This window comes from Cytophagia bacterium CHB2, assembly GCA_030263535.1.
GTDB lineage: Bacteria > Zhuqueibacterota > Zhuqueibacteria > Zhuqueibacterales > Zhuqueibacteraceae > Coneutiohabitans.
Genome location: SZPB01000039.1, coordinates 1 through 26,055 on the forward strand (window position 1 = coordinate 1; position 26,055 = coordinate 26,055).

Annotated in this window: 23 protein-coding genes; 3 read left to right on the forward strand and 20 right to left on the reverse strand. The window is 53.1% G+C overall.

Going from position 1 to position 26,055, the window contains the following annotated elements; translation table 11 throughout:
- The 15 genes from FBQ85_06190 to FBQ85_06260 all read right to left on the reverse strand — a co-directional run.
- The coding region (locus tag FBQ85_06190) for a hypothetical protein (protein MDL1874743.1) at nt 1-2,301 on the reverse strand (2,301 nt) is incomplete at its 3' end.
- Nucleotides 2,302-2,409: 108 nt separating this feature from the next.
- The gene (locus FBQ85_06195; GenBank protein MDL1874744.1) at nt 2,410-2,820 is read right to left on the reverse strand and encodes a hypothetical protein; all 411 of its coding nucleotides are present in this window, start codon (nt 2,818-2,820) and stop codon (nt 2,410-2,412) included.
- A gap of 20 nt (nt 2,821-2,840) precedes the next feature.
- On the reverse strand, nt 2,841-3,104 hold the full coding sequence (locus FBQ85_06200; GenBank protein ID MDL1874745.1) for a hypothetical protein: 264 nt from the start codon (nt 3,102-3,104) through the stop codon (nt 2,841-2,843).
- A 149-nt stretch (nt 3,105-3,253) separates the two neighbouring features.
- Nucleotides 3,254-4,654, reverse strand: coding sequence for a B12-binding domain-containing radical SAM protein (locus FBQ85_06205; GenBank protein MDL1874746.1), 1,401 nt, complete (start codon nt 4,652-4,654; stop codon nt 3,254-3,256).
- A 123-nt stretch (nt 4,655-4,777) separates the two neighbouring features.
- A complete protein-coding gene (locus tag FBQ85_06210) occupies nt 4,778-6,304 on the reverse strand; it encodes a hypothetical protein (GenBank protein MDL1874747.1) in 1,527 nt (508 codons plus the stop codon).
- The gene (locus FBQ85_06215) at nt 6,301-7,842 is read right to left on the reverse strand and encodes a phospholipid carrier-dependent glycosyltransferase (GenBank protein ID MDL1874748.1); all 1,542 of its coding nucleotides are present in this window, start codon (nt 7,840-7,842) and stop codon (nt 6,301-6,303) included. The genes FBQ85_06210 and FBQ85_06215 overlap by 4 nt, the downstream gene beginning before the upstream one ends.
- A 75-nt stretch (nt 7,843-7,917) precedes the next feature.
- Complete coding sequence (locus FBQ85_06220; protein MDL1874749.1) at nt 7,918-9,252, reverse strand: aminotransferase class V-fold PLP-dependent enzyme; 1,335 nt, start codon at nt 9,250-9,252, stop codon at nt 7,918-7,920.
- A 108-nt stretch (nt 9,253-9,360) separates the two neighbouring features.
- Nucleotides 9,361-9,945, reverse strand: coding sequence for a TIGR00730 family Rossman fold protein (locus FBQ85_06225; GenBank protein MDL1874750.1), 585 nt, complete (start codon nt 9,943-9,945; stop codon nt 9,361-9,363).
- A 66-nt stretch (nt 9,946-10,011) separates the two neighbouring features.
- Nucleotides 10,012-10,542 (reverse strand): HEPN domain-containing protein, encoded by a 531-nt coding sequence (locus FBQ85_06230; protein MDL1874751.1) that lies wholly within the window; start codon nt 10,540-10,542, stop codon nt 10,012-10,014.
- Nucleotides 10,388-10,840 (reverse strand): nucleotidyltransferase domain-containing protein, encoded by a 453-nt coding sequence (locus FBQ85_06235; GenBank protein ID MDL1874752.1) that lies wholly within the window; start codon nt 10,838-10,840, stop codon nt 10,388-10,390. Before FBQ85_06235 ends, FBQ85_06230 begins: the two co-directional genes overlap by 155 nt.
- Nucleotides 10,841-10,943: 103 nt before the next feature.
- Nucleotides 10,944-12,419: a B12-binding domain-containing radical SAM protein gene (locus tag FBQ85_06240; GenBank protein ID MDL1874753.1), complete on the reverse strand. Its 1,476-nt coding sequence runs from the start codon at nt 12,417-12,419 to the stop codon at nt 10,944-10,946.
- A gap of 15 nt (nt 12,420-12,434) precedes the next feature.
- Nucleotides 12,435-13,232 (reverse strand): endonuclease, encoded by a 798-nt coding sequence (locus FBQ85_06245; protein MDL1874754.1) that lies wholly within the window; start codon nt 13,230-13,232, stop codon nt 12,435-12,437.
- Nucleotides 13,233-13,234: 2 nt separating this feature from the next.
- Entirely contained in the window at nt 13,235-14,599 is a 1,365-nt protein-coding gene (locus FBQ85_06250) for a site-specific DNA-methyltransferase (GenBank protein ID MDL1874755.1), read from the reverse strand.
- Between the two features lie 105 nt (nt 14,600-14,704).
- Nucleotides 14,705-16,198 (reverse strand): hypothetical protein, encoded by a 1,494-nt coding sequence (locus FBQ85_06255; protein MDL1874756.1) that lies wholly within the window; start codon nt 16,196-16,198, stop codon nt 14,705-14,707.
- 78 nt (nt 16,199-16,276) lie between these two features.
- Nucleotides 16,277-16,759: an HXXEE domain-containing protein gene (locus FBQ85_06260; GenBank protein ID MDL1874757.1), complete on the reverse strand. Its 483-nt coding sequence runs from the start codon at nt 16,757-16,759 to the stop codon at nt 16,277-16,279.
- A 63-nt stretch (nt 16,760-16,822) separates the two neighbouring features.
- On the opposite strand from FBQ85_06260, the gene FBQ85_06265 reads away from it, so the two are divergent.
- The 3 genes from FBQ85_06265 to FBQ85_06275 all read left to right on the forward strand — a co-directional run bounded on the left by FBQ85_06265 (nt 16,823) and on the right by FBQ85_06275 (nt 18,412).
- Nucleotides 16,823-17,599, forward strand: a complete 777-nt coding sequence (locus tag FBQ85_06265) for a glycosyltransferase family 2 protein (GenBank protein ID MDL1874758.1) — start codon at nt 16,823-16,825, stop codon at nt 17,597-17,599.
- Between the two features lie 63 nt (nt 17,600-17,662).
- On the forward strand, nt 17,663-17,911 hold the full coding sequence (locus tag FBQ85_06270) for a DUF104 domain-containing protein (GenBank protein MDL1874759.1): 249 nt from the start codon (nt 17,663-17,665) through the stop codon (nt 17,909-17,911).
- 261 nt (nt 17,912-18,172) lie between these two features.
- Nucleotides 18,173-18,412, forward strand: a complete 240-nt coding sequence (locus FBQ85_06275) for a PIN domain-containing protein (GenBank protein MDL1874760.1) — start codon at nt 18,173-18,175, stop codon at nt 18,410-18,412.
- A gap of 3 nt (nt 18,413-18,415) precedes the next feature.
- On the opposite strand, the gene FBQ85_06280 is transcribed toward FBQ85_06275, so the two are convergent.
- From FBQ85_06280 to FBQ85_06300, 5 genes are all read right to left on the reverse strand, one after another.
- The gene (locus FBQ85_06280; protein ID MDL1874761.1) at nt 18,416-20,638 is read right to left on the reverse strand and encodes a DUF2029 domain-containing protein; all 2,223 of its coding nucleotides are present in this window, start codon (nt 20,636-20,638) and stop codon (nt 18,416-18,418) included.
- 230 nt (nt 20,639-20,868) lie between these two features.
- Nucleotides 20,869-21,822 (reverse strand): threonine/serine dehydratase, encoded by a 954-nt coding sequence (locus FBQ85_06285; GenBank protein MDL1874762.1) that lies wholly within the window; start codon nt 21,820-21,822, stop codon nt 20,869-20,871.
- A 98-nt stretch (nt 21,823-21,920) separates the two neighbouring features.
- Nucleotides 21,921-24,302 carry a M28 family peptidase gene (locus tag FBQ85_06290; protein ID MDL1874763.1) on the reverse strand — a complete coding sequence of 794 codons (2,382 nt, stop codon included), beginning with the start codon at nt 24,300-24,302 and terminating at the stop codon, nt 21,921-21,923.
- 186 nt (nt 24,303-24,488) lie between these two features.
- Complete coding sequence (locus FBQ85_06295; GenBank protein ID MDL1874764.1) at nt 24,489-25,049, reverse strand: HAD-IIIA family hydrolase; 561 nt, start codon at nt 25,047-25,049, stop codon at nt 24,489-24,491.
- The gene (locus tag FBQ85_06300; GenBank protein MDL1874765.1) at nt 25,033-25,545 is read right to left on the reverse strand and encodes an SIS domain-containing protein; all 513 of its coding nucleotides are present in this window, start codon (nt 25,543-25,545) and stop codon (nt 25,033-25,035) included. The genes FBQ85_06295 and FBQ85_06300 overlap by 17 nt, the downstream gene beginning before the upstream one ends.
- Nucleotides 25,546-26,055 lie beyond the last annotated feature (510 nt).

A 26,055-nucleotide genomic window follows, 5' to 3' on the forward strand; every position in this document is an offset into this window, starting at 1 on the left:
CGCGTCACTTTTGAACTCTTGCGCGCCCTCGGCCGCCAGCACCCGAAAGCCGTGTGTACCTTTGCCGTCGTCGTTGAGCATGAGGCTTAAGCGATGTGTCGGCACTTCGGAAAGATAATCCGCATGCAAGCTTTTGCTCAAGGTGTAATCGGCCTGTGTTTGCAGCGCAGGGCGCTTGCCGGCGCTGCGCATGATTCGTCTGACGCGCGAGCCTACTTCCACTTGCACGAGATGCGATTGCACCAATACTTGTTCACAATAAATATTACACCGCAAGCGAAATGTGCCGGATTTGTTGGGCATTTTCACGGGAAAGAACAAACGCCGTTCGAGCAAAGCAGAATCTTGCAGCTTATCCGGGCGAGCAGCCGGACGCACGACGGGTGCCATACCGTCGGGCCGAAGTTGAATCTCGCCAATATCTGCGCCGCTGGTGATTTCGATCTCGCCCTCGAAAGCGAACAAGGCCACTTTCAGTCGCGCCTCTTTCGGCAAAAATTCCGTTGGCAATGCGGTTGGTGCGACATCGATTGCGCCCGCGATGCGTTTTTTGCTGACTTCAAACCAAAAGTAATAAAACTGGCTTTGCACCAACGGCGCATTTGGCGAGAGCGGCGTTCCGGCTTTCTCTGCCGATGCAAAACCCGTGTTGACCGTGGGCTTGTCTTTTTCGGGGGAACGATCATCGCTTGTGCCGCGCGAAGGAGATGGCGCCATCTCTTCATCGTCCGCGCTGGGAACGCCGCGCGAGCGCTTCGCTGATCGCTTCGCCGGAGCCGGGCTCCTTGTTCCTCTTCTGCCGCCGCCATTTCTGTAAGAACGCTTGGGCGAACTTGCCGGCGGGGGCGGCGCTGATTCCCATTGTGTCGGCGGCGCTGATGGAGCAGGCGGTTCTCCCGCGTCGGTTTGCGTTGGTTCCGGTTCGCGGTGCGGACCGCCGTTTTTCGCGGGTGGTGCTGCGCCGCCGTAATGATCCCAAATCGCGATAATCATTTCTTCGATAAGCGCACGCTGCTCCGGCTCGGACAGTTGTGTGAACAATTCGCGCAAGCGTTCGCTTGCAACGGCATTTATTTCATCGGGAAGCTGCGCTTGCTCCGTTGCCGGCAGGCGCGGTTGCAGCGCGGCCAGAGTGCGCAATCGCCACCACAAATTTTCGAATTGACGCGCCTGAACGGCCGCTTCACCGAGCAAGGCTTGCGGAAGATAATTTGCCGCCTGCATCAACAACTGCGCACGCACCGGCTCGACGGCTTGCAGATTTTCGATGCGCGCCAGAACAACAGGAAAAAGCTTGGCCGGAAGATGCGGAATCAATTTTTCGAGAACTCTCTGCTGCTCGGATTCCCACAACGTTGCTGTGACTTCCAAAGCTGCCGCGCATTGCTCTTCGGACAAACAGTCGGCAAGCTCGGCATAATCCCGCAGGGTCTCGGCAGTCGGCAAACTCTGCGTTTGCACTTCTTGCGGCAACGGCAAACCGGTGCGGCGCGTGATCTCGGCCAGCGCCCGCAAATAATCGGCTTCCGAGCCTTGTGCTTTTGTGTCTTCCTGAATTTCACTTTGCAGCGGCTGCGGCAGACGCAAACGCAATTCCGTGAGCGCCTCGAGGCGGCGCGGCGCCCAAGCAACTGCCCGGCTCGCTAGCAACGCTTCCTGCAAAATGCCTGCTAGCGCCGGCGCGCTGAAATTGGAAAGCAATGCCGCCAGACTCGAGGCGCGAAACGCAGGGTCGCGCATGTTGCGGGCCGCAGCCAGCAGGGTTTGCTTTTCCTCTTCGGCAAGCGCGGCGTTCATGTTCGTGACAAAGTACATGAACGCTTCTTGTTGAATATCGTCCCAAGCCGGCAAGCGCGCCAGGGCCAGAGCTTCTTCAGCCAACGCCCGTTGCATCGGCGCTTCCGGCAGACGCTGCGCCAGCGCGGTTAATGCAATGGCGCGATAGATCTCACCGCGATAATCGTCTTGCGCATGAAATGCCCGCACCGCCTCAAAAAATGGTTTGAGAAGAGCAGAGGGCAAATGCGATACAACGTGAGGAAGGCGCGTGATCATGCGCGCGGCAAGCTCGTCGTTGCCGGCTTCGTGCGCGCGCGTGAGCAATGCCGCCAGCGTGCGCCAACGATCCGGCTCCGGCATAAAGCCGATGCCGGCGATCGTGTTGAGCGCCGGCTCTAGAAGATCGTGCGGCAGCACCGGCGCGAGATCGGCGAGCAAATCGGGCTCAGGCGCGCCGGAACGTTCGTAGGGCGGTGCGCCGAACAACAGCGCGCGCAATTCTTGTGTGGATGATTCTAGCATGCGTTTTCAACCTGCAAAAGCGTGTCACAACCCCAAACGCAAAATGATCGAGGGCGGAACAATTCAATAAATCATTTTGCCCTCAATTATTTTGCCTTTTATTTCTCTTCAATTCACCGGCGATTTGCCGCCTGGTTTCTCCGGCGCCGCCATGGCCGAACCGGTTTCGCGCGTGCCTTCGGGAATGTATTCATCGCCGGCGAGCGTTTTGCGGCGGCCATCGAGAAACCAATCGCGGTTGAAGTTTTTTGAGGCCGTCACCATGATGATGAGGATGAAAAAGTACCCAAAGAATCCGGCGAACAGGCCGATGCCGTAGGCGCCGAACAAATCGCTGCGCTGCGGGAAAATCGCCAGCACCGCACTGCCGCCGATGGCGCCCACGAGCGTGACAATGTCGCTGAGCTGCACGTCGCCCTGGCGATAGCGATTGATGTAATAAACATACCAGCCGATCACCGCGCCCAGGGCGCCGGCGCCCAGCAGTTGCAGCATCGTCGCAGGAGTCGATTCATTCATGATAAACCCTCCTCAGAGTTTTAGTGAGTGGCCACGGCCGCGCGTTTGCGCTGCTCCGTGCGCCAGAGGTAATGAATAAAAAATGTGAGCGCCATCGCCAGGACAAATGCGATCACGGCGCGCAGATTGACGAAGATTAACGGAACGAAAGCGGCGAGAATGGTGGCCGCCGCGGCAGCCAGAAAATTGAGAAATGGCTGCGTCGAGGGCCGGCGCGCCACGAAGAATCCCAGCAGCCAGCCCCACACCAAACCAAAACCGATTGTGCCGAGGAATTGGATCACGCAGTTAGTCTCTTCGTATTATGTGCTCGTCTCAAAGTCGAATCTGTTGGTCAAATCTTCACAGAAAAAGCCACAAAGTCAACGAAGGATTTTTGTGACCAGATAAAGCGCCAAGCGATGGCAAAGCCATCGCAGATCATGCAGAAAATTCAGATCTCCATTTCATGCGCCGTCAGCGCCATGCCCAGCTTGCCAATTTGCGATTGCACAGCGGCCTTCGCGCGGTTGAGCCAGTTGCCGTTACCATTTTCCTGCAAACGCTGCAGCGCCAGCTCGCTGTACATGCGGCGATTGACGTAATCATAATAGCGCTTCGAATGCCGGCCGCGAATGCGATAATCGCGATCGTTGCTCTCCTGCCATTTGCCGTCGGCCACAATCACATTTTGTTCGGCCATGCGACTGTAATACTCCGTGCCCTTGATGGGATAACTTACCGTCGTCAGCACGAGATCGGGATTGGCTTTTTTGACGTGAGCGATGGTCGCGGCGATGTCGTTTTCATTTTCATCTTCAAAGCCCCACATCAAAAACATACCGGTTTCGATGCCGTGGCGTTTCGCCAACCGCGTCATGGCCTGCACCTGTTCGGCTTTAACGCCGCGCTTCATTTGATCGAGCAGGCGCTGCGAGCCGCTTTCCGAGCCGATCCAAACGCGAAAGCAGCCCATGTCGCGTAAGGCGCGCACAATATCTTCATTCATGCGGTCAGCGCGGCAGATGCACTCGAACGGTATTTTGATTTCGCGGCGCTTCAGCTCAACGGCATATTCGAAAAACCATTTGTGATTGATATTGAAAACGTCATCCGCATACCACAGCATGTCGGGAGAATAGTCTGCACGAATCATCTCGACTTCTTGCGCGCAAAGCTGTGGGCTGCGTTTGCGCAGCGATTTGCCATAAACCGAATGGCTGCACCAGGTGCAGGAATAAGGACAGCCGCGGCTGGTGATCATTGACACCGCGCCCCGGCCGTGATGCGTGCGCCAAGTATCAACATATTTTTGCAAATCGATTGCACCCCGATCAGGCAACGGCAGCGCATCGAGGTCAGGCAGCAGCGGCCGCGCGGGGGTGTGTTGCAGCATGCCTTGTTCATCTTTGAAAACAATTCCGGCGACTTGTGTGAGCTGTTCGAGCTTCCCTGAAAGCAAAATTGGAAGTAATTCTTCCAGCGTTTGTTCGCCCTCACCAATGACAACGATATCCGCGCCGAAATCGAGATACTGTTCGGCATAATAAGGCGGATCCGGGCCGCCGACAATGACAATGCAATTTTGCTGTTTCGCCTGCCGGATCATGTCTAGCACGTTGAATTTCGTCATGAGATTTGCATAGATGCCGACCAGCCTGGCGTTCTTTGCACGCAGCAATTGCGCAAAATCATCTTTGGCGGCGAAGGTGCTGTCAAAAATCTCGACGGCAAAATTCTTCTGCTTGAGATATGCGGAAAGATACAAAAGCCCGAGAGGCGGATAGGGCTTCATGATCTCGCGCTCTTTTTCATCTTCCTGAAGAAAGTAACCGTGCGTGAGAAGAATGTCCATGATGTATTTCCAAAAACAGTGATTGGCCGGAGAAAATTTGTCTTCTACCGAAACAACAACGCCACAAGCCGGTTAACGGCAGTTCTTTTCTGTGGCCGCGACAGCCCTTTTGTTTCGCTGTTTTCATGCAAGTATTGTTTCGTTCCAATTCCGCATCGCTTCCACAAGCGCCGGGTCTTCTCGAAAGCTCTCAAACAGGCTGATCACATCCTCCTGAAGTTCGCGCAAGTTCAGCAACGTGCGCCGGTGCAAATCATGATCGATGAGTTCGCGCATTTCAAGAAAGCGCAGCCAGGCTGGCACCATTTCAAAGGTGGCGGCAACCTCATAGTATTGCGGATTAAGGAAGTGCATCAAGCCGGCTAAATAACGATCGAGCGTCTCGCGATCCGGGCAGAGAATGTTTTCCGGAGGCCGGCGCTTGATTCTGGGCTTGGGGCGATTGCCGCGCAGAGCGCGTTCCAGCATGCTCTCGTGCTCTTCCAGGTCGCCGTCGTAACGTTTGATGAGGTATTCGACGATATTGTAACGGGCCAACTCTGCTTTGGGGTAAGAAACATTTTCGTGCTGATGCAAATAGCGAAAGAACTCATAACTAAGATCGTCGAGATTCCGTTTACCCGGCGAGTGGCGCTGGCGACGGCGCTTGCCCTTGCTATTCTTGACTATTTGTATATGCTCTTTGAAATCAAAATCCTGCATCGTCCAGCTACGCGTGCTTCGTCCAATAAATATATTGAAAACCTCCGTGAAGCGCTGAGGTTGAATTTTAGTGAAAAACGCGAGCCGCTGTTGCAACTCCGGATCATCCGCACGCGGGTCGGTGCCGTGCGTCAGATAGTCAAACACGACGAAGTCTGCGCCCTGCACAACAAACTCGTCGATGCCCCAGGGCGTGATTTCATCAGAGTCCTTGATCTTGGGCCAGGCCCGCTGAGTGATCTCAAGCAGGATCTGCAATTGGCCATGATAGGCCAGTTGTGAAATGACATTGTTGAAAGTATCGATTTCTCTGTCTGCGACGTCCGCAAATTCGAGGGCGAATGTTCGAACGTCTTGCCAGCGCCCGGCGACCACGGCATTGGTGATCAGGTTCTCCAGATGATAATGCGCGCTTTCGGAGTACACCTCGGGCAGGCGCTCGCGCAGTTTCTTGATCAAATCATCATAACGATCACGATCGCCCGACGCCAGGCACGCCGTACAAATCTTGTCAAGCATGTCGAAGGCGAGATCATCATCCATTAGCTCAGGTTCTTCGAGAGTCTTGAGAAAGAGAGCCACCCGGCCTTCGTCATCCGCTGCTTCAAATTCATTCCAGCGGGCGTCTTGCGCGGCAATCACTTCCGGCGATCGTTTAGGGGTTACTTTCTCAAGGCCGTCTAGTTCGTCGTCATCATCATCATTGTCGTCGTCGTCGCTATCAAAATCTTCCTCGTCATCATCGTCGAACTCATCAAAATCTTCATCTTCGTCGATCTCAAAATCTTCGTCATCGAAGTCATTGATTTCGTCATGCCAATCATCGTCATCTTCGAACTCCGTATCTTCAGTTTGCGCTGCTTGTTCGTGCTCGAGCGCTTCATCTTTTTCCAAACAGTACTTTTTGCCGCTGCCGCAGTGGCACGGATCGTTGCGTCCAATTTTCATTTTTGCTCCCTCTCATTTGTAACACGGTAAATTTCAATCTTCGCCTGTCCGGGTCGAAACGGCGCAAGCGCCAAAGGCCGCCGGTCACGCTGTGCGGGATCGAAACCTTGATAATAAACCGGCTCATACATGTGAATCGGAATCTCGTGCGCAAGCCGCAAATGTCTACGATATTTTTCAAGCCAGCGTTCAACCTGTGGAAAGCGATGAATGATCGGATCAACGGCGATCACAACGGCAGGAGAATTTTGCATTATGGCATCAAGGGTGTCCGGCTCATGCCATCTCATTTCCACCGATTTTTTCTTTTCGTAGAAATAGAAATTTTTGCTCATTTGCGTGAGTACGGGCGCATCGAATTTTTGCAGATACGCGGCGGCCTGGCGATAGGCATCGGTGCGCAATGACAACACCCGGTGAGCGCCCATCATGTTCCAAGCAAGAGTAACAGCGGCAAGCAGCCACGCCAACGTCTTGGCGCGCGAGATTCTCTCGACACCGTGCGCGGCAAACAAACAGAGTCCGGGAACTACTGGCAGCAGCAGGCGCGGAAAGCTGGTGTAGAACATGGCTGCGATTGTAAACAGCGCCGTCGCAAACAGCGAAAAAAGAGTCACTGCTCGCAGGCGAGTTAAAATCATTATGCTGCCCAGCAAGGCGGACAGCAACAGCGCCGGCGAAAGCCATTGCGAGAGATAAAAATAGATCGTTGCCGGCGGCGTGAGGATGATCGCAGATTGTCCGATGGAATGATCCGCCTGTGCTTGCAGAATCGCGCCGTAGCCGACAGAAAATTGAACAAACAAAAACCAGGGCAAGTAGATCAGCCCGGCAAGAAGAGGCGCGATGCCGAAGTTTGACCACCGCACGCGCGGTGGAACAAGATGCTTCCTGCGCCGCATCAGCGCCACCATGCCCAGCCACAAACCCAAGATCAGCAGCGGAAAAAAGCCGTGATATTTCGTATTCCAGCACAACCCGGTAAGCACACCGCCAATGATGAACCAACGCCGTTCGTTCCTAACGAGACCTTGCAACAGGCTTGCCAGGCTTGCCCAAAAGAGCAGTGTGAATGTCGCGTCAGTCAGCGCAAAACGAGAGTACATGAGATGATATTCCGCTGTCGCCAGAAACAACGCGGCCATGATACCGGTTTTGCGGCTGAACTGCTCCCGCCCGACCCAGTAGATCAGCACAACAGTCAAGCTGCCGGTCAAGGCCGAGACGGCAATTGCAACAAAATCTTTGATTCCGAATATGAGAAAGAACAAACCGAGCAAAGTTGGAAACAAGCCCGGCGCATGCCCGGATTGATAAATCCATCCTTCCTCGCCGAAGGTCGCGAGCCAACGGCCAGTCATCGCATAGGAGCCCTCGTCGAAATGCGTGAGGCCGAGATCGGTGAGATGCCAAAAGCGCAGAACCGCTGCGAGGGCGGTAAGCGTGAGGCATATGCCGAGATCGAGTCGATTTCGTTCAGCAAAAACCCTGACAGATGAGAGGAACGGCATTTCGATTTTTTCAACAGGTGAATTCATCGCAATCCGCTGACACCTTTCATCCGTTGCAGAGGTTTTTGTGAGGCCTGCACCTGAGCGACTGGAATCGATTCATCACGTCTTCGGCAAGCCGTTCCTGCTCACTTCTTCCATGGCCTCGGCAAAGCGGTCAATCTCTTCGAGCGTGGTGTACACGCTGGGCGTGACGCGAATGCCTTCGAACTCCGGATGCTTGATGGGCGTGACGATGATGCGATGCTTGTCCCACAAATAGTGTGTCAGCACGAACGGGTCGGCGTCTTTTAGTTGCACGGTGGCAAGCCCGCAGGCGAAGCCCGGTTGCAGGCTGGTGTGCAGGTGAATGCTTCCGAGTTGCGCAAGGCGCCTGGCCCAGCGGTCACGCAAATAAATCAAGCGCGCTTCTTTGCGCTTTGCGCCAATGCCTTGATGGAAGGTGAGCGCCTCGGCAATGGCGAGATAATTCGCCGCGGGATGCGTGCCGATTTCTTCGAATTTGCGGATGTCACTGTCCATTTTTTCCGGAGCCGCCATCATCGGCCACAGGCCTTTGATCTTTTCCTGGCGCACGAATAACATGCCGGTGCCGTGCGGCGCAAACAGCCATTTATGCAGGCTCGTGGCGTAGTAGTCGCACTCCAGGTCGGCGAGTGAGAAATCGAAATGCGCAAAGGCATGCGCGCCGTCTACGATGACGGGAATGTTTCTTGCGCGCGCCATCTGCACCACTTGCTTCACCGGCAAAATTTGGCCGGTGATATTGATCATGTGGCTCATCAAAATGAGCCTGGTTTTGAAGGTGATATTCTTTTCGAAGCGTGCCACGATTTCATCGTTGTCTTCACAGGGCACGGGAAGGGAGAATTGTTTGAGTTTTATGCGCTCACGCCGCTCGCGCTGTTGGAACGTTGTGATCATGCGCGGGTAATCCTGCGTCGTGGTCAACACCTCATCTCCCGGCTTGAGATCGAAGCCGAGCTGGCAGGTTTGCAGGCTCTCAGAGGCATTGCGGGTCAGCGCGATTTCCTCGGGATCGCAACCGAAGGTCCGCGCCAGGCGCTGGCGCACACCTTCACGCTCCGGCTCCAAAATCTGCCACATAGTGTAAACCGGCGCATTGTTGGAATAATCGAGATGGCGTTTCATCGCGGCCTGCACGATCGCCGGCGCGGGGCTGACGCCGCCGTTGTTGAGATTGACCAGGCTGCGGTCGACGGTGAAAGCCTGTTGCACCTCGAACCACAGAGATTCATCTTGCGCAATTTCCTCGGGCGTGCGCACATCGGCAGCAAATGCTTCAAGCGCGCGGGTGAAGCGTTGCGGCTGCAACGTGGGCAGGGCGAATGCGGCGCACGCGCTGCGCCCGATCGCGCCCAAAAATGAACGGCGGTTGTACATGGCTCTCCTCCTCGCTTCGCGGGTGAATTGCATCGGTGATTTTGATTGTGACAACAACTTCGCTACAACCTGGCGATGACTTTTGACGATTCAGAAAATGCAAAGCGACGGCCAAGCCGTCGCTGATCAAAATCACTTTTCTTACAGCCTCGCCTCCCGAATCGCATCTTTCTCCCACGGCGTGGGGTTGCGCAACGCCTCAATCACTTCAGCCACTGAACTCACCACCGTCCACATCTGGCGATGTTTGGGCAGCATGAAGCGTTCGGTAATGCAGCGTTCCAGCAGCTCAATACAAGGATCAAAAAAACCTCGCATGTTGACAATAATGATGGGATGCGTGTGCAGGCCGAGCCGCTTCCAAGTGATGGCTTCGAACAGCTCTTCCAATGTGCCGCTGCCGCCGGGCAATGCGATCAAGGCTTGCGATTTTTCAATCATCAAACGCTTGCGCTGGTGCATGTCGTCGGTGAGGTGCAGCTCCGTCAAGCCGTTGTGTCCCCACTCGACTTCCTTCATGAAATGCGGCAGCACGCCGATGACATTGCCGCCTTCCGCCAAAGCGCTGTCGGCCAGCGCGCCCATCAAGCCGGCGCTGCCGCCGCCGAAAATGATGGTGATGTTGTTCTGCGCCAGCGCCCTTCCCAAGCGCTTCGTTTCATCAAAATAAAATTGATCGCACTGGCTGCTGGAAGCGCAGTAGACACAGACGCGGTGGATGGACAAGGGGACGACTCCTTTTGTCGGTTCTACACTAACAGCAGTTCATGCCTTCAAAGTGGCGAATTCGCTTCAATCTTGCGAGTAACCCAACTCATGCACTTTCCGCAGAACGAAGCTTTGAATCCGCCGGGCCTTCTCGATCGCAGCCCGGGCTTCTTCGACGCTGATTGTTTCAATAAAATGGCCAGGGTAGGCAAAATCTATTCTGTAACGGGTCAAGGTATGGCAATCGGCGCGCAAATCCTCAAAGTCATCGTCATTACGCACTGCAATACATGAATCCAGGATTTCTCCAAGATCATGAATCTTTTTGATCTTCTTTTTATTCAATACCAAATAGGCTTTGAGGCAGTACTCCGCAACCATGTGAGCCATTCGTCCTGTCGTATCCGTCGGTGGATCGTTTAAATCTAATGGTGCATGTTCCAGATAAGCCAGCTCATGTTCAGCCTTGCGAAACCATTCGCGCACGCGTTGTCGAAGGTGCTCGCTTATTTTCTGATTGGCAGTTGTCATAAATAATTTTCCCTTCCTCCAGTATTTCCAACATGAGGTCCCACTCTCCTTCATTCTCTCGCCTGATCTTTTCGACTTCAGCATCAGTCAAAACGATGGCATCCAGCCCGAATGATCGATAGCGAAATAAATCTAGAACGGCGCCAAAACGATCTCGCTGCTTCACACCCGATAAGGGGTGATTATTATTCAATACCAGCATTAAATCAATGTCACTAGCAGGAGTGGCTCGACCTTTTGCCCGTGATCCGAATAAGATGATTTTTTCGGGACGCAAATGCTCGATAATCCGATCACGAACAGCGGCGATCAATGCTGGGGTTACGCGCGCGGTGCGGCGGTCGATGCGTGTGAAATCAAATTTAGGAGTGGCTTTTGGCATGAGAGTATCTCGTGGTCATGGCGATAGAAAAGGTGGCATAATGTAAGAACAACGAGTGCTTCAGTCAAGCATAGTATGGAGCAAAATAGCCATGTAATCGCTCTTACATGCAGGAACGATTGAGGATTTTCAGCCGTTGCAAACGCGCGCGCTCGATCTGCAACATCGGCCAGCGCGCTGCCGCCGAGATCAAACGGCGCACATTACTCGCGGTAAATTGTGAGGGATGCCGCCACATCTCCGAAAACAAAACTGCAGCCTTGTGCAAACGAAAATCGTGATGCACAACGCGATGCAATTGGCGGTAAAAGTCAGGCTGATACTGGCCGCGGAACATGAGGTCAAGATCGTCACTGTGTTCCCAATTGCGTTTCTCACCGAGTTCGCTTTTTACACGTTCATAAAAGCGCGTGCCGGGCAGCGGGTAGGAAACCGAAATGCCGATGTCATCGGGCCGGCAGTCGCGCACCATTTTGATGGTTTTCTCGATATCTTCATCAGTTTCGTCGGGATAGCCGAATTGCAGGAAGAAGCAGACTTCGAGGCCGCGGCGGTGCAAGCGCTCGGCGGTCGCATAAATTTGTTCGACCTTCGTGCCCTTATCCATGGCGTCGAGAATTTTTTGCGAGCCGGATTCCGCACCCACCCACACGGTTTTGCAGCCGGCTTTTTTCAAACCAATGACAGCGTCTTCATGCAGCAAATCAACCCGCGCTTGAATTTTGAACGGTGTAACGGCGTTCGCTTCTTTCACTGCATCGCCGAAGCGTTCCACCCAGCCAGGCTTGAGGCCGAAGATGTCGTCGCTGAACCAAAAATGATCCGGTTGAAATTGTTTTCTGAGCCATGCCATTTCTTCTGCGACATTCTCGGGCGAACGCGAGTTATAACGATCGCCGTAAATCGGTTTTGCGCACCAATTGCAGCGAAACGGGCAACCGCGCGTGGTCACCATGTTCATCGAGAAGTAGCCGTGCTTCTTGCGCCAGGCGCTGCGGTATTTGTCGATGTCAATCAAATCCCATGCAGGGAACGGCAGCACGTCGAGCTGTTTGAGAAAACCGCGCGCCGCGTTCTGTGCTATGCCGCCGTTTTGGCGGAATGAAATGCCTTGAATCTGCGCGAGCGGTTGCAGACTGCGGCCAAAGTGCGTATCGAGCAATTCGCCCAGCGCCATTTCGCCTTCGCCGATGATGGCGTAATCCGCGCCGTGCTCAAAGTAAGATTGCTGATGATCCGTGGGATCGGAGCCGGCGACGATCACCGGCACGCCAGCCGATCTGGCAATGCGCATCATCTCAAAGCAAGCCTCGCGCATGCGCGTCAGGCACATCTTGCTGAGCCAGTTGAAGCTGTCTTCGTAAAACACCACAATTTTCGGATGATGCTTCTCGATGGCCGTTTTGAACTCACCCGGAGTTTGCGCCAGCATGCTGTCAAACAGCGCGACTTCATAACCTTTCTGGCGCAAATAAGCGGCGGCATACAACGTTCCCAAGGGCGGATAAGGCTGCATCGTTTGCCATTGCTTGGGATCGAAGCGGAGGAAGAAGGAGTGGGCGAGGAGGATATCTGTCATCTCAGAAATTCCTTTTCAAGATGATCGTTTTTGATAATGCCTTAGCTCTTCAGGAGTCAAATCCTTGGGATGAACAAGATTGTAGTGTTTTTCACTGAAGACTTGGATATTTTCTCCGATTTTCTCGAATTCAAATAATGCGATAAGGCCGTCATCCATGAATTGCGCTGCAATTGCACGGCAGATAAGCTCGGGAAACTTTTTTTCACAAACGGCAAAATCTTGCTCAATTTGGACGATACCAATTTTGTCCGCTCTACCTTTGCTCTGTACCGGCAAGATATAGTGGGCGCCATGCTTGTCGATACCTATATAAATCTCATCTATTTCAACCTGGCCAATTTGTGGCGCAGTCGTGCGCAAATGGTTTTGCAGTGAATAGCATGTTAGGCCAGTAAAAATATCGATCAAGCGATTATATCGCAACTTTGCCAGTAAAGCCTGTTCATCACTCAAAGCATACTTGCTGATGACGCCAGGCGTTGCGTCCAAAATTTTTATTTTAGTCCGAAAATTCGAAGGAGTAATAATGGATTGTGTGACGAGTACCAGCTTATACTTTGATCGTCCGGCCGGACGAATGATCCATTCGAGACCGGCTGGCGCTGTTTTGACAATGCTTTCAGGCAGGGCTGTGCGGTAACGAAAAGAATAAAGAACATCACCCAAGTTCTTTGGAAGTCTGATACCCAGTTCTCTAGATGCTTGCACGATAGCTGATCGTTCAAATGGTACTTCTTTAGCACCGGCACGATAGTGTTTGGAGAATATCAGCTCAATAATTCGAGTATAGCGATTCTTGTCCGCCGCCATGTTTACCTCCGATGTCCAGGCCAATGCAGCACCACAACCTCTTCCCGCAGATGCTCTTTTGTTGCGGTTGAAAAACGTTCGCGGAAAAGATCGATGCGAACCAACTCATATCCCAGTGCTTGTGCGATATCTGCCAACAATTGGCCGGTTCGAATCATGACTCGCAAATAGGACGCTTGATCGCCGACGACATAGGCCAGCCGTGCGCCGGGGCGAAGCACATCCCGGAGCTGGGCGAAATGCCGCGCCATCCCGCCAAAATACAAGCGCGTCACCCGGCCATACTGCTTTTCAAAACCGGAAGTTTTACCAAGTTCGAGGCGACGCCGCTCAATCTCTTGTGCAATACGTTGAATCTCCGGATGATCGGCGACCCATTTGTGATCATCATCGATCGCATAAACACCGCGCGTGTTTGAGCGCACGAGCTTCTGTTTCAGCTCGCGTAGTTCCGCTTTATTATGAATGAAACCCAACAAAACGGATTCTAACCGGGTGGTTCTGGTATAGTCTTTTTCATTCGGGTAAGGGGGCGAGGTGATTACACCATCGATCGATTGCGGCGGAAGCACTTCACAAATTTGCCGGGCATCGGCTAGAAATACTTCGGTGTCAACGGGCGCAGCACTCGCGGCCGAGTAAAGATCGCGCACCATTTTTTCGATTTCAACGAGCCAGGTTGAGATAACGGGAACATCACCCTTTGCTTTGCCGACTCCGACTTCCGGGCCGAAATGAAGATTGCTGATCGTGAACACCAACGCGTTTGCCAGCGCTAATCGGGCATGCCGGTAATAGGGCTCACGCTCATGAGCTTTTAGGCAGTCAAGCAAGACGAGCGTCTTGTGCAACGGTAAAGGACTAATCGAGTTAGCCAACAAAAGTTTCTCGGCCTCGGCATCCAATTTCTTCAGTTGGGAATTCTTGAAATTATTTTCTTGCGGCCAGTCCTCCTCAATTCCCTGCCGGCGCAAGTGTGTTCGCGCCGAATCCGCAATCTCATAGGCGCGCTTCAAGAATAAGCCCGGCTCAAGATTCCAGTCCAGCTTAACAGAACTGGCGAAATGTGCAAAGGGATTGGCCTCAAGGCCTCGCGATCCAATTCCTCTTCTTTTTGCCTCGACCAGAGTCGTACCCGTTCCACAGAAAGGATCCAAAACAACCTTGTCCCCGGTAAACCCGAAATCAGCCAGATAATCACGCACTAAATGCGGTGGGAACGAAAGCACGAAACGATACCAATCATGAAAAGCGCGATCGTTGGGTGCAAGCTTGTTTGCCTGACCGTTGGCAAGGCGTTTTGCTTCTTTTGCGGGTAATGCCTTCGACTCTGCGGCTTCCAGGGGCAAAACAATTTGGTCCAGCATGGGGCTTTCCGATCCTGATCTATTCATACCGGCTTTTAATTTGATTGGTCATTCATTTATTGATCAACGCACGATGAAGAAATTTGATCAAAGAGTCAAGCGCTATTACTCCTGCCATGCCGGCACTTCATGAATCGTCGCTGCTCTTGCCTGTAAAACCAGTTTTAATTGATGCCGGTTCATTTTGGCATATTCACTAAAAACCACATCCGCCGGATGCCAGGGCGAGAAGTTATCAAAAATCACCAAATATTTCACATGATTTTCTTTGGCAAACTGCAACAATGCGCTGCGTTCTGTCTGCTGCAACAATCCCGCTGAAAGAATTCTTTCGCGATGGTGCATTGATTGCGCCACGATACGCTGATATGCCATGGGCGTGGCGCCTTGCCAGCGCTGTTCATGCGGTGCGACCACCAGCGCTTTTTCATCCTTCTGCAAAACACGGTCGAGATACTGCGTAATTTCATAAGGATCGCGGAACTCGGGATTGGCATGCAGCCGCGACACCGGTATCGCCGCATAGATCACCAGGCCGGCGAGCACGGAAATTGCAAGAACATCCGAGACGCGCGGCTGCAAAATTTTCCGCCGCCAACCAGGCCGCGTTGAAAAACTTTGATAAGCCATTTCCATGCCGAGCACGGCAAATATGAGCGCAAGACTCATGGGAAACATGGCAAAGCGGTTGACTGTGCCATATTCTTTGCCAATGATAAAAAAGAAAAACGCCAATGTGACCGCACACGCCAGCAAAGGCAATTTCAAAACCGGAAGCAGCGCCTTACGATTTTGCCAGAAGCGTCTGATTCCCGGCAAGGCAAACAGCAGCAGCGGCGAGCCGAAGAGTACAAGCCAGTAGAGCATGCGGCCGGCGTATTGCGCCGCCCACATGAGATCCACATGCGGATGCCAGGCATAGAATTCGCGATCCGGAGTTTGGTGCATGAAGCTGTTCCAATTGCCCCAATGCAGTTGGCTGAGCAGCAACCAAAGCAACGGCGCCCAGCCGAAAAAAATCGCCGCCTTTAAAAAACTCTTGCTCACTTTTGCAAGAGTCAAGCCAGCAGCGGCGATTTTGGTTTTCCAGAGAACGAGCAGAGGCAACACGAACCAGCTTTCGTAGCGCGTGAGGCAAGCGAGGCCGTAGAGCATCATACCGGTTTTTGACTGAAGCTTCGGCTCGTCGCGCAGCAGCAGCGCCAGGGCGGCGTAAAACAATCCGAGAAAGAGTACATCTTGATAAGGCATGAGCGAGAGAATGACGTAAAGCGCATTCACCGCAAACAACAAACCGCCGATGACGGCAAAAGGCCGCGCCACAAGCAGGCGCAAGAAAAGATAAAAGCCGCAAGCGGAGAGGCTGGCCGGCACGGCAAACAACAGGCGAATGAACACGATCTTGTCGGTTAACAATGCTGGAAAGAACACAAATGCCTGCGCCAACGGCAGCCAGTGCGCAAGAAAAAGTGTGTCGCGAAAATAGAGGCGGCCAAAAGCGTCGTTGCCAAAAGGCGCCGGAAAAGCGAGGAGCAGAGCCAACCGGAGCACAAGCCCGAATATAAAAATTGCGCCAAGATCGCGCGTTGTTTGTTGCACTTGCAAATTTTATCTGAAGAATTGTTGTTGTTTCGTTCACCTAAAACTGCCGCCCGGGCGGTAGTTGCGAAGATCGCTCTAATTCATGGTCAACGCAATCAACGAAACCACGGCGTGCATGACGATGCCGGCAGACAGGCTGAACCAAAATCTCTCGCGTGGCAGGCTGCACCAGGCGCGGCGCACGGTGTAAAATCCCAACGGCATCCACAACAAAACGCCGGAAATCGCGCCCGGCGAATAAGACGCTGTGATGAAACTGCCGATTACATGCAGCGCGCCGTTGATGAAAACCAATGTACCATAACCATTGAGCAGCCATTGCCATGCCGGAAATGCCAGGATGGCGATCATGCTGGCGATCATGAACATCATGAAAAAACTGTTAAGAGAGAGAAACTGTTCGGCAGTCATGGCGGCGCCGGAAAATTTTCTCAGCCACTGATAAAAACCTTCACCGCCCCAATACTCCTCGGCGATATGCACGAGATAGGTTAAAGGGAAAAGCAATATCCACCAACCGGCAAGCGGTGGTTGCGATTTTACGTCAGTAGCTGACATGCGAGGGGTGGCCGTTGGAATTTTTCACTTGTTTGCCAGGATTGCACAACCGATCTTTGCTTTATGACAACTCTTTCAATCATCATTCCCGCCTACAATGAGAAACACACCGTCGGTGAAATTCTTTCAAAAATAGCGCGCGTTGATTTTTCCGCTTTCGGTGTGAGCGCAGAAATCGTTATCGTCGATGATGGCTCGCAGGATGGCACGCGCGAGCGGTTGCAAAAGTTGCCGGCGCAGCCGCACGTCAGCGTGCTTTATCACAAACACAATCGCGGCAAGGGCGCAGCGATTGCCACGGGACTGCAACACGCCAGCGGCGAGATTATCCTGATTCAGGATGCGGATTTGGAGTATGATCCCGCGGACTATCGCGCGCTGGTGCGGCCGATTGTTGCAGGCCGCGCGGAAGCGGTTTATGGCTCACGCATTCGCGGCGCGCGAGTTTTCGGCACGCGGGATTACTCCTATCTTCATTTCTATTGGGGCGGTCGTTTGTTGAGCTGGCTCACGAATCTGCTGTTTGGCGTGTGCGTGACGGATGAATCCACCGGCTACAAAGTGTTTTCACGGAACGCGCTTGAACAAATTTTGCCATTGGAATATCGCGGGTTCGAGTTCTGCTCCGAAGTGACAGCGAAACTGGCGCGGCGCGGCATTCGCATTCATGAAGTGCCGATACATTATTATCCGCGCTCGCGAGCGCAGGGCAAGAAGATTACATGGCGGCATGGCGTCCGAGCCGTTTTCACGTTGTTGCATTACCGCTTTGCAAAACCGGTTGAAGTTGCGCAAGATAGAGAGGTTTTGGCAGGAAGTCAAGCTGCGGTGAAATTATGACTTGGCTATTTCGGTGTTCTTTTGTATCATTTTTGCAAGTAAGCGATATTAAGGAGATTGACTATGCCGGTTCGAACAACGGGAAGAAAAATCAAGAATCGCAATGACTTTCCAGCGCAGCAAAAGTTTACCGCTGTTTTTGAAAATGGCGTGCTTAAACCATTGCGGAAAGTGCGGCTGCCTGAAAGTAAAGAACTGACGATCCTTGTTCACATTTCAAAAGGCTCCATTGCGGAACAGATGTACGGACTCTTGAAGTCTAAAAAAACGAAACAATGGGATGCGATCATTGAATCGGAGGATTGGCTCTAATGGGGCATTTGGCGGAGTTTAATCGCGGGGAGATTTTTCTTGACGCTAATATTTTGCTATATGAATTTACCTCGCATCCACGCTTTGGCAGTTCCTGCCACGAGCTAGTTGCAAAAACCGAGCAAGGCGCCGTAAAAAGCTTCTTGTCGCCTTTCGTCATCACCGAAATCATTCACAAACTAATGATTCTTGAAACATGTGATCGTTTTAATCTTCACATATCCGCGGCGATAACTTACCTCAAGAACACCCCCCCGCGCGATCAAAAGCCTGTCACAGTATCGTCAGGCGCTCGATCTCATTTATCGATTACCTCATCTGACAATTCTCACCATTAACCCCACCGTGCTGCGCCAAAGTCATGCCCTTATCGCCAAATACCAATTGCTATCATCCGATGCAATTCATGCAGCCACCTGCATCGCTAACGGCATTTATCATATTGCGACAAATGACAAGGCTTTTCTACGGGTCAAGCGTTTGAAAGTCTGGCTGCCATAGCTCTTACTCTCCATTGACTAGGGCTTGGGATGCCGGCAGCCAAAAAATCGCGCTGAATTCCAGCCCCCGGCCGCGATCGGAGGTGAAAAGAATGCGCTTGTTCACGGCATCCCAAACCGGTGAAGTATCCTCGCCGCGATGCTGGGTAAGCTGATGAACTTTGCGCGTCGCGAAATTAAACGCATAAACCTCGCGATTGCCACGCTCTCTCCTGGCGAACAAAAGATTTTTTTCATCCGGCGACCATGCCGGCTGCTCCAAGTGAGAATCCAAAGCCTCGATCAATATCTCGTCATTGCCATTATTAAAATCATATAATCTGAGTTGAAAACGTTTTCCCGCTGAATCATTTGCAAGAGCGCAGTATGCCAGGAAATTTCCTTGTGGCGAGCAAGCGAGATCAAAAACGGTTTGATCGTCTACTTCCATCAATGTTACGGTTTTGATTTGCTTGGCTTCGATTGCTGCCAATTTAATTGCATTGCCTTCCACATAAACAAAATTTCGTCCGCTTTCTTTCCAGCTCGGAAATGCGCCGGCCACGGCAAACTTCGGTTCCTGCCCCTGGCTGCGACTCAACCAGATTTCATCGCGGCCATTGACAACCGTTTGCATCAATAAACTTGAATCGTCGGGCGCGAGATCAGGATGATAATAATTCCGGCGCGCCGGGGGCGTCCAACGCCCGGAGTCGGTTGAAAAAATGGTGTACTGCTCGTTCCAAAACTCGCAATAGCTGAACACGACTCGTTTCGCGCCGATGTCCGGATTCTTCATCAACAAGCCCTGATGCCGTTTGAATTCAGGATCATCGATGCGCAACCAGGTCGCACCGTCATCTTTTTCGGCGGTACGAGAGGCGCGGACTCCAGCGACAACGGATAGACTCGCCAGCAACAGAACGGCAAACGCCAAGTATTTTTCCAAAATTATTTTTGTCGATTGCAGCGTGATCAGCGGACGAAAATAACGCCACGCCAGCGCGGCAAAAATCAGCAGGAGCCATAAACGCGAATAGCCGAGCGGAGTCAACCAGCCCTGGGCATAGGGCATAAGCCTGATGTAATGCGGCAGATTGATCACGATGAACAAAACCGCCAAAGCGGCAGCAGGCAAATGCCGCTGCTGATCGATTAGAATTTTTATGAATGCCGTCGTGGTGATTGTGAGCAGAAGAAAATGATAGGTTGTTCCACTCGGTGAAACAATGAGAAACAGCAACGGCAATAAGCCGATTTCAAAAAGAATTTGATGGTTTTGAGATTTGAACCGCACACGCACGAATAGCCAGAGCACCAATGCCGCAAAACCCCAAAACGCAGCGCTACTCAAAAAAAAGAACGCCGGCGGAAAGTGCAGCGGCGGCGCAGGATTGAGAGTGGCGTTGTAAACAAACAAGCGGCGAAACAGGCTGGCCCACGATTGAAATAGAATGGCAAAGGGATCTTGAATCTCGCCGCGAAAATGCCGGGGAAAAACTTCCGTAACAAAAACATGAAACGGCTCGAAACCCGCCATGAATGCGGTGAATCCGACGACGAGGAAGATCGTTGCAAGCGCGGAACACACCAGCCGCCATTGGCGCTTCCAGGCAAAATAAGCGATGAAGAGAATCCCGAAGTATTTCATCGGGATCATCAGCGCCAGGAGTATTCCGGCAAGAACATCGTATCCGCGTCGATGCGCCCACAGTCCGAGCACGATCGTTGCGGTGAGCAGGAGATACATCTGCCCAAAGAGAAAGTTGTTGATCAACCCAAAACCCGTGCCGAGAAAAATCGCGGCGACCGGAAGCCAATGCAATTGGGCGAGGCGAGTCAAGCCGAAGATGCAGACAATGATCGACAAAACATTGAAAGCCGTCCAGAGGTTTTTCGCGGTGACAGCGTCAAAAAACGTCAATGGTAAAAATACCATTGCGGTAGGCGGCGGGTGCGGAATGAATCCCCCGACTTGATGCACGATACCGTGGCGATCCATTTCCATTTGAAACCAGGTGAAGTCTTGATAGGCGCGCGCGAGCGGCGCGCCTTTCTTCACCAAACAAGCCGCGGTGTAATAGTTCGCAAAATCGCCGCGGGTGTTGTTGAAGCTGGGGAGGACGCCGAACTTGATGAGGATTAATGCGAAGAAAAAGAGAATGCCCCACAACAGCCAATTGAATGGGGCTTTTAGAACTTTCGGAGAATTCACACAAAAGCCTGGTAAATGCCCGTCCGAAAACATCGCCGCCCGGGCGGTTCATAATCAATGAATAAATTTTATATTGAGTTTGCGCCTCACGGCTATTGCTTTGTTACCTTGACTTGATAAGTGATTCCATACATTATTCGAAGAAGGAATTCTGTGAGGCGCTCGCCGCCGCGCTCAAATTTTCACAGGATCCCGCTGGGGGGATGACAGTGGTGGTGGATAAACTTTTCAAGGTTGCAGACCACTCGTCAGCCGCCCTGAAATCAAGCCAGGATTTGACGCAACGCGGCCAAACCAATATTCCCGCCGCAAATCACGATCACAACATTCTTTCCGTGGAATTTTTCAGATTGTTTGAGAAAAGCCGCAATCGCGACTGCGGCAGAGCCTTCGATCAACAGATGATGCGTTTCGATGAAACTCAACAACGCCTCACGGATTTCATCTTCGCTTACAGTCACGTAATCATCGACCAACTCACGGCATAACGGCAAGGTGATGGCATCTGCTTCCACGCCGCCGGCGGTGCCGTCGGAGAGCGTCGGCAGCGATGTGATTTCTAAAACCCGCCCGGCTTTTACGGACTCAATCATCACGCAGGAATTTTGCGGGGAACAGCCGATGATTTTAATTTCCTTGCCAAGGGCTTTCAAATAACTTGCTATCCCCGCAATCATGCCGCCGCCGCCGAGCGCAACGAACACCGCGTCAATCGCATCGAGTTGGCGCGCCAGTTCCACACCGATTGTGCCCTGGCCGGCAATGACGTGTTCATCGTTATAAGGTGAAATATAAGTCATGCCATTTTTTTCAGCGTACTCACGCGCGAACATTTCAGTGATGAGGGAATCATTGCCGTGCACACGAATCTCCGCGCCGAGGCGGCGAATGGCCTCGACTTTCGCAGGCGAGGCATTTTCCGGCACAAAGATCAGGCTATTGATGCCAAGCTTGTCTGCGCCAAACGCCACAGCCGCGCCATGATTGCCCGTCGAAGCGGCCAGCACGCCCCGCGCCCGCTGTTCCGGCGTCAGCATCAACATCTTGTTCAGCGCGCCACGCGCTTTGAAAGAACCGGTGTGTTGCACGTTTTCGAGTTTCACATAAACCTGACAACCGGTGAGCCGGCTCAAATAAAGCGAATGCTCTAACGGCGTCTCTTTGAGATGCGGGCGCAAACGCGCTTCTGCCCGCACGATTTCTTCCGGGAGTATCATAACAAGAACGCAAAAGCCATAGCATGAATTAAAATCGAGGCAGCCGTCCCAAATCCAAAGCGAGCTGAACACAGCAACGCTGCGACATCGACAATACGCTATCGTGCAATTTCCAACGTATCCTGCTGCACGACTTCGGTACGATAAATCACATCGGCATACTTTGCCGTAACTGTAAGCGGCGCCGGCGAACCGGCATAAATTGCCGTGACGGTGCGCACCATTTTTGCGCCGGGTGAAAGCTTGAAATTAGCCCGCAGGCGCAAGGTATCATCCGGCTCGGCAAACCAGCGGAAATTAATGCTCTCGCCCGCAGCATTTTTGCTTTTGAAATATTTCAGATTTGTATCCAAGATCGCCAGGTCGAGCGTGTCACTGCGCAACTGAACTTTGACTTCATACCAGGGTTTCGCGCTGGCAAGCTGCCAATCGACCTTGATGAGCGTGGTATCGCTGCTATCGGCGATTTGTGCGCCGGAGACGGTCAACCAATCCGCGGAAAAACGCAGCGGCAATTCCTCGCGATGAATGCGATCATCATATTTCTGTTCGAACGTGTCCGACTTCACTTCCACCTCGCGAAAATATTCATCGCCCAGTAATTCAAACTTGCCGGCTTGAGTGTTCTGCTCGTAACGCGCCGTGGCGCGAATGGTGGCGCGCCATTGTTCATTGTAAGCCGGAAAGGCGGACAAATAACCGCCATAAGCAAAAAGCGCGAGCGTCAGCAACAGCCCGACGGCCGGCTGGCGCAACACGCGCAGCCAGGAGAGCACGCGCTGGCCGTGCGCGTAGGTGTAAGCAAACATGTAGAGAGAAGGCACATACCAAATCAACAGCAGCAGCGTTAGAATTGCGGTATAAATCAATGCCGGCGTGAAGCCTTGATATTGCGCCAGGCTGCGCGGAGTGTTGCGCGCGCCGAAGACAAAGATTTCAAAAAACATCAGCAAGAACATGGGAGCGGGTGCGGCCAGCGTGAACACGGTTTTCAGCAAAGTTCCCGGCGCAAAAACCGCTACACTGAAAAGCAGCAACGTCAGCGCGGGATAAAGCGCGAGGCGAGGATGCACGATCAAAAACAAGATGGTCAGCAGCCACAGCGGCAACAAGCCGCGCTTGGCATAAACATACGGGTCCGGGCTGAAGCGCCAGTTTTTGGTCAGCCGCAGCGCCACCCAAAAACCGGCAAACGCGCAAATGGCCGCGAGCATGAGATAATCCTCGAGATGCAAAAACCAGGGATAGCGCAGACCTTTGATCAATTGCATCGCCGCTTCCCCGAGAAAGGTGAACAATGCAATGACTGTCATCATAAAAAACAATTTTGAACCGGAAAAACGCACACGCTCGGCGCCCTCAATTTGCAGTCGCTTTGCGCGGGCGCGCATAAACGCGAGCGCCCCGAGCAAAAGCGCCAGGCCGATGACAACATAAAGCAGCCACATCGGCACAAAATACGTTTCGCCGGACAATTGCCATAACATATACTTGCCGATGCGTTCGCCGGGAATGCCCTGCGCGTCATACTTTTGCAGCAAGCCGTTCACCAGGCGCGCGCTGCGCTCCAGCGCCGGCTTGCTGATGAAATCGATGCGATCGTTGATGGTGTGAATCGGCGAGGAAACCACGCCGGCGGTGAAATCGATGGCTGGAATCTTTTTGAGCAAAAACGGCTCGTGGTCGGAACCCGCGCCGCCAAGAACTGAATTGATGCTAAAAAAATGCGTGGGATAGTCGAGGCTGTTGTAGCCCAGGCCGCGGTCAATGGCATAAGCATCTTTCACCAGCCATTGCGGCGCTTGATGATCTTTGGTGTCGATGAACGGAATCAACGGATCGTCGCTGCCGGCCATGTCGATTTGCAGCATGAGGGCGACGCGATCAATGCGCTCAAAATGCTCGACAAACCAGCGCGAGCCTACCAGCCCGCTTTCTTCGCCGCCGAATGCCGCAAACAGCAGCGTATAACGCGGCTCTGCTTCGGCCCACACGCGCGCCAGCTCGATCATCACAGCGGTGCCGGAGGCGTCATCATTCGCGCCTTGATTCTCGATAAAATCCGAGTCGATATGGCTGCCGATGACGATGAGACTGTCGCTGCGGCCGTTAAAAATACCGACAGCAACGCCCGAAGTGGTGTTGGCATTGTGAGAATGAGTCACGGGCATCACATAAGCCGTGTCTGCGCCAAAGCCCTGAAAACGCCGCGCGGTCCACTGCAAGGCTTCACGTTCGTTGGCAGAACCCATGGGGCGCGGCCCAATGGCAACGGTGAGATGTTGCAGGTTGGCGTAGATGCTGTCCGTATTGATCGCCACGAATTGCGCGCCGGCATTGACGCTGCCTTTGCTGATCGAAACAGATTGCGCGCTGGTGTTGACGCTCTCCGGGCTGACCGAAGCTGATTGCGCGCCGGCCGTTTGCAGACCGCAGAGTGCGAGTAACAAAAAAAACGAGATGATTTTAAATTTCAACATTTCCTCTCCTCCTTTGATGAGTCAAGGCCGAAGAATAACAAAAAAGTCTTCGATTTGCAATTCTGAATAAAAAAAGCCCTCGCCGAATCATTCGTTGAGGGCTTTTTCTATGGGTGGAAGCGGAGAGGTGATCTCCGACTTTTCTCGTTTGATTTCGCTGAAGCCTGGCCGCAGCCTTGCGCCTGCCTATCGGCGCCGCAGAATCCAATCAACCGCCGCACTCAAATCCTCGGCGATCCAATCGGGATGCGTTTTTCCCTCCGCGATCGTTTGCTCGCCGTAGCCCGTGCGCACCAGCACGGTCTGCAAACCGGCGTTGCGTCCCGCTTCGACATCGCTTTTTTTATCGCCGATCATGAATCCGTCAAGCGCGCTTTGAAAATCCTGCGCTGCTTGCAGAAACATGCCGAGACGCGGCTTGCGGCATTGGCAGTTTGCCTCAGGCGCGTGCGGGCAGAAATAAAATCCATCAACCCACGTACCGTGTTTTGCCAAATGCTGTTGCAAAGCGCGATGCGTCTCATGCACAAAGGCTTCGGAGAAATAGCCGCGGCCAACGCCGGATTGATTGCTGATCACGACGATCTTGAAACCGGCGTCGCGCAGGCGCGCAATTGCGGCCTCGCTGCCCGGGAAAAATGCAATGTCCGCCAGATTGCTCAAAAAGCGTTTTTCTTCGATCAAAGTGCCGTCACGATCGAGAAAAACAAAGCGCGCGGGCGGCGCTTGTTCAGCCGAAAAGCTCATGTTCGATCATTTCCATCCAAATATGGCCGACGAGAATATGGCACTCTTGAATACGCTGCGTGTCGTGATCGGGCACGATGACGGATTGATCGACAGCGCCGGCAATCGCGCCGCCGTCCCGGCCCAGCAGGCCAACGGTCAGGATATTTCTTTGCTTGGCCGCTTCAATCGCTGCCAGCACGTTGGCGGAATTGCCGGAGGAGCTTATGCCGACGAGCGCATCGCCGCTGGCCCCGAGGGCAATCACCTGCCGGGCAAAAACGTCACGAAACGAGTAATCGTTGCTGGTGGCCGTGAGCGTGGAAGTATCCGTCGTCAATGCCAAACCCGCCAGCGGCGGACGGTCGTCGCGCAGTTTACACACCAACTCCGCGGCGAGATGTTGCGCATCCGCCGCGCTGCCGCCGTTGCCGCAAAAGAAAATCTTGCCGCCGCCGCGCAAAACATTCACCAGCTTGTGCCCGATGGCCAAAATTTCAGCCGATTGCTGTTCCATCAGCTTGGTTTTGGCTGCAATGTTACTTTGAATACGCTCTTGCACGAAAGCCTTATCGCTTTTCATTCGTGAAATCACAGACATAAAAACTCCTCAGATGATAATATTTTTCAGAAAAACCGTTATTGCCATAATATTACGGCGCCGCCAACAACTTCAATCCATTCCCACCCACCAAAATTTTTCCAGCCAAAGATGCAACATCACACTTGTTTCGTTTTGGTCGAGGCCATCATGATTTTCGCGGTTGCGATAGCGCGCATGCTTACCCACCAGCGCCGCATAAAAATTCCTGTGCGGCTGCCAGCGTGCTTCGAGCTGGACATGCGTGCTGGCCTCGATCACGCCGCTGGGAAAGGCTTCGGTGTAGCCCTCCGTGAGGTCGGCGTTCACCCACGGCGTATCGAAAGGCCGTTCGACGCGGCCTTCGCCGTGACGCCGCGCTTCGACCGCCCAAAACAATTGCGTATTCCGGCCAAGATAGCCGCGCCCGTGCAACAACCAGCGATC

What these genes read in the sequence shown, in the direction of transcription:
- FBQ85_06195 (MDL1874744.1), bottom strand. Translation starts at nt 2,820, where the DNA reads ATGAATGAATCGACTCCTGCGACGATGCTGCAACTGCTGGGCGCCGGC.
- FBQ85_06205 (MDL1874746.1), bottom strand. Translation starts at nt 4,654, where the DNA reads ATGGACATTCTTCTCACGCACGGTTACTTTCTTCAGGAAGATGAAAAA.
- FBQ85_06210 (MDL1874747.1), bottom strand. Translation starts at nt 6,304, where the DNA reads ATGAAAATTGGACGCAACGATCCGTGCCACTGCGGCAGCGGCAAAAAG.
- FBQ85_06215 (MDL1874748.1), bottom strand. Translation starts at nt 7,842, where the DNA reads ATGAATTCACCTGTTGAAAAAATCGAAATGCCGTTCCTCTCATCTGTC.
- FBQ85_06220 (MDL1874749.1), bottom strand. Translation starts at nt 9,252, where the DNA reads ATGCAATTCACCCGCGAAGCGAGGAGGAGAGCCATGTACAACCGCCGT.
- FBQ85_06230 (MDL1874751.1), bottom strand. Translation starts at nt 10,542, where the DNA reads ATGCTGAAGTCGAAAAGATCAGGCGAGAGAATGAAGGAGAGTGGGACC.
- FBQ85_06235 (MDL1874752.1), bottom strand. Translation starts at nt 10,840, where the DNA reads ATGCCAAAAGCCACTCCTAAATTTGATTTCACACGCATCGACCGCCGC.
- FBQ85_06240 (MDL1874753.1), bottom strand. Translation starts at nt 12,419, where the DNA reads ATGACAGATATCCTCCTCGCCCACTCCTTCTTCCTCCGCTTCGATCCC.
- FBQ85_06245 (MDL1874754.1), bottom strand. Translation starts at nt 13,232, where the DNA reads ATGGCGGCGGACAAGAATCGCTATACTCGAATTATTGAGCTGATATTC.
- FBQ85_06250 (MDL1874755.1), bottom strand. Translation starts at nt 14,599, where the DNA reads ATGCTGGACCAAATTGTTTTGCCCCTGGAAGCCGCAGAGTCGAAGGCA.
- FBQ85_06260 (MDL1874757.1), bottom strand. Translation starts at nt 16,759, where the DNA reads ATGTCAGCTACTGACGTAAAATCGCAACCACCGCTTGCCGGTTGGTGG.
- FBQ85_06265 (MDL1874758.1), top strand. Translation starts at nt 16,823, where the DNA reads ATGACAACTCTTTCAATCATCATTCCCGCCTACAATGAGAAACACACC.
- FBQ85_06270 (MDL1874759.1), top strand. Translation starts at nt 17,663, where the DNA reads ATGCCGGTTCGAACAACGGGAAGAAAAATCAAGAATCGCAATGACTTT.
- FBQ85_06280 (MDL1874761.1), bottom strand. Translation starts at nt 20,638, where the DNA reads ATGTTTTCGGACGGGCATTTACCAGGCTTTTGTGTGAATTCTCCGAAA.
- FBQ85_06285 (MDL1874762.1), bottom strand. Translation starts at nt 21,822, where the DNA reads ATGATACTCCCGGAAGAAATCGTGCGGGCAGAAGCGCGTTTGCGCCCG.
- FBQ85_06290 (MDL1874763.1), bottom strand. Translation starts at nt 24,302, where the DNA reads ATGTTGAAATTTAAAATCATCTCGTTTTTTTTGTTACTCGCACTCTGC.
- FBQ85_06295 (MDL1874764.1), bottom strand. Translation starts at nt 25,049, where the DNA reads ATGAGCTTTTCGGCTGAACAAGCGCCGCCCGCGCGCTTTGTTTTTCTC.
- FBQ85_06300 (MDL1874765.1), bottom strand. Translation starts at nt 25,545, where the DNA reads ATGGAACAGCAATCGGCTGAAATTTTGGCCATCGGGCACAAGCTGGTG.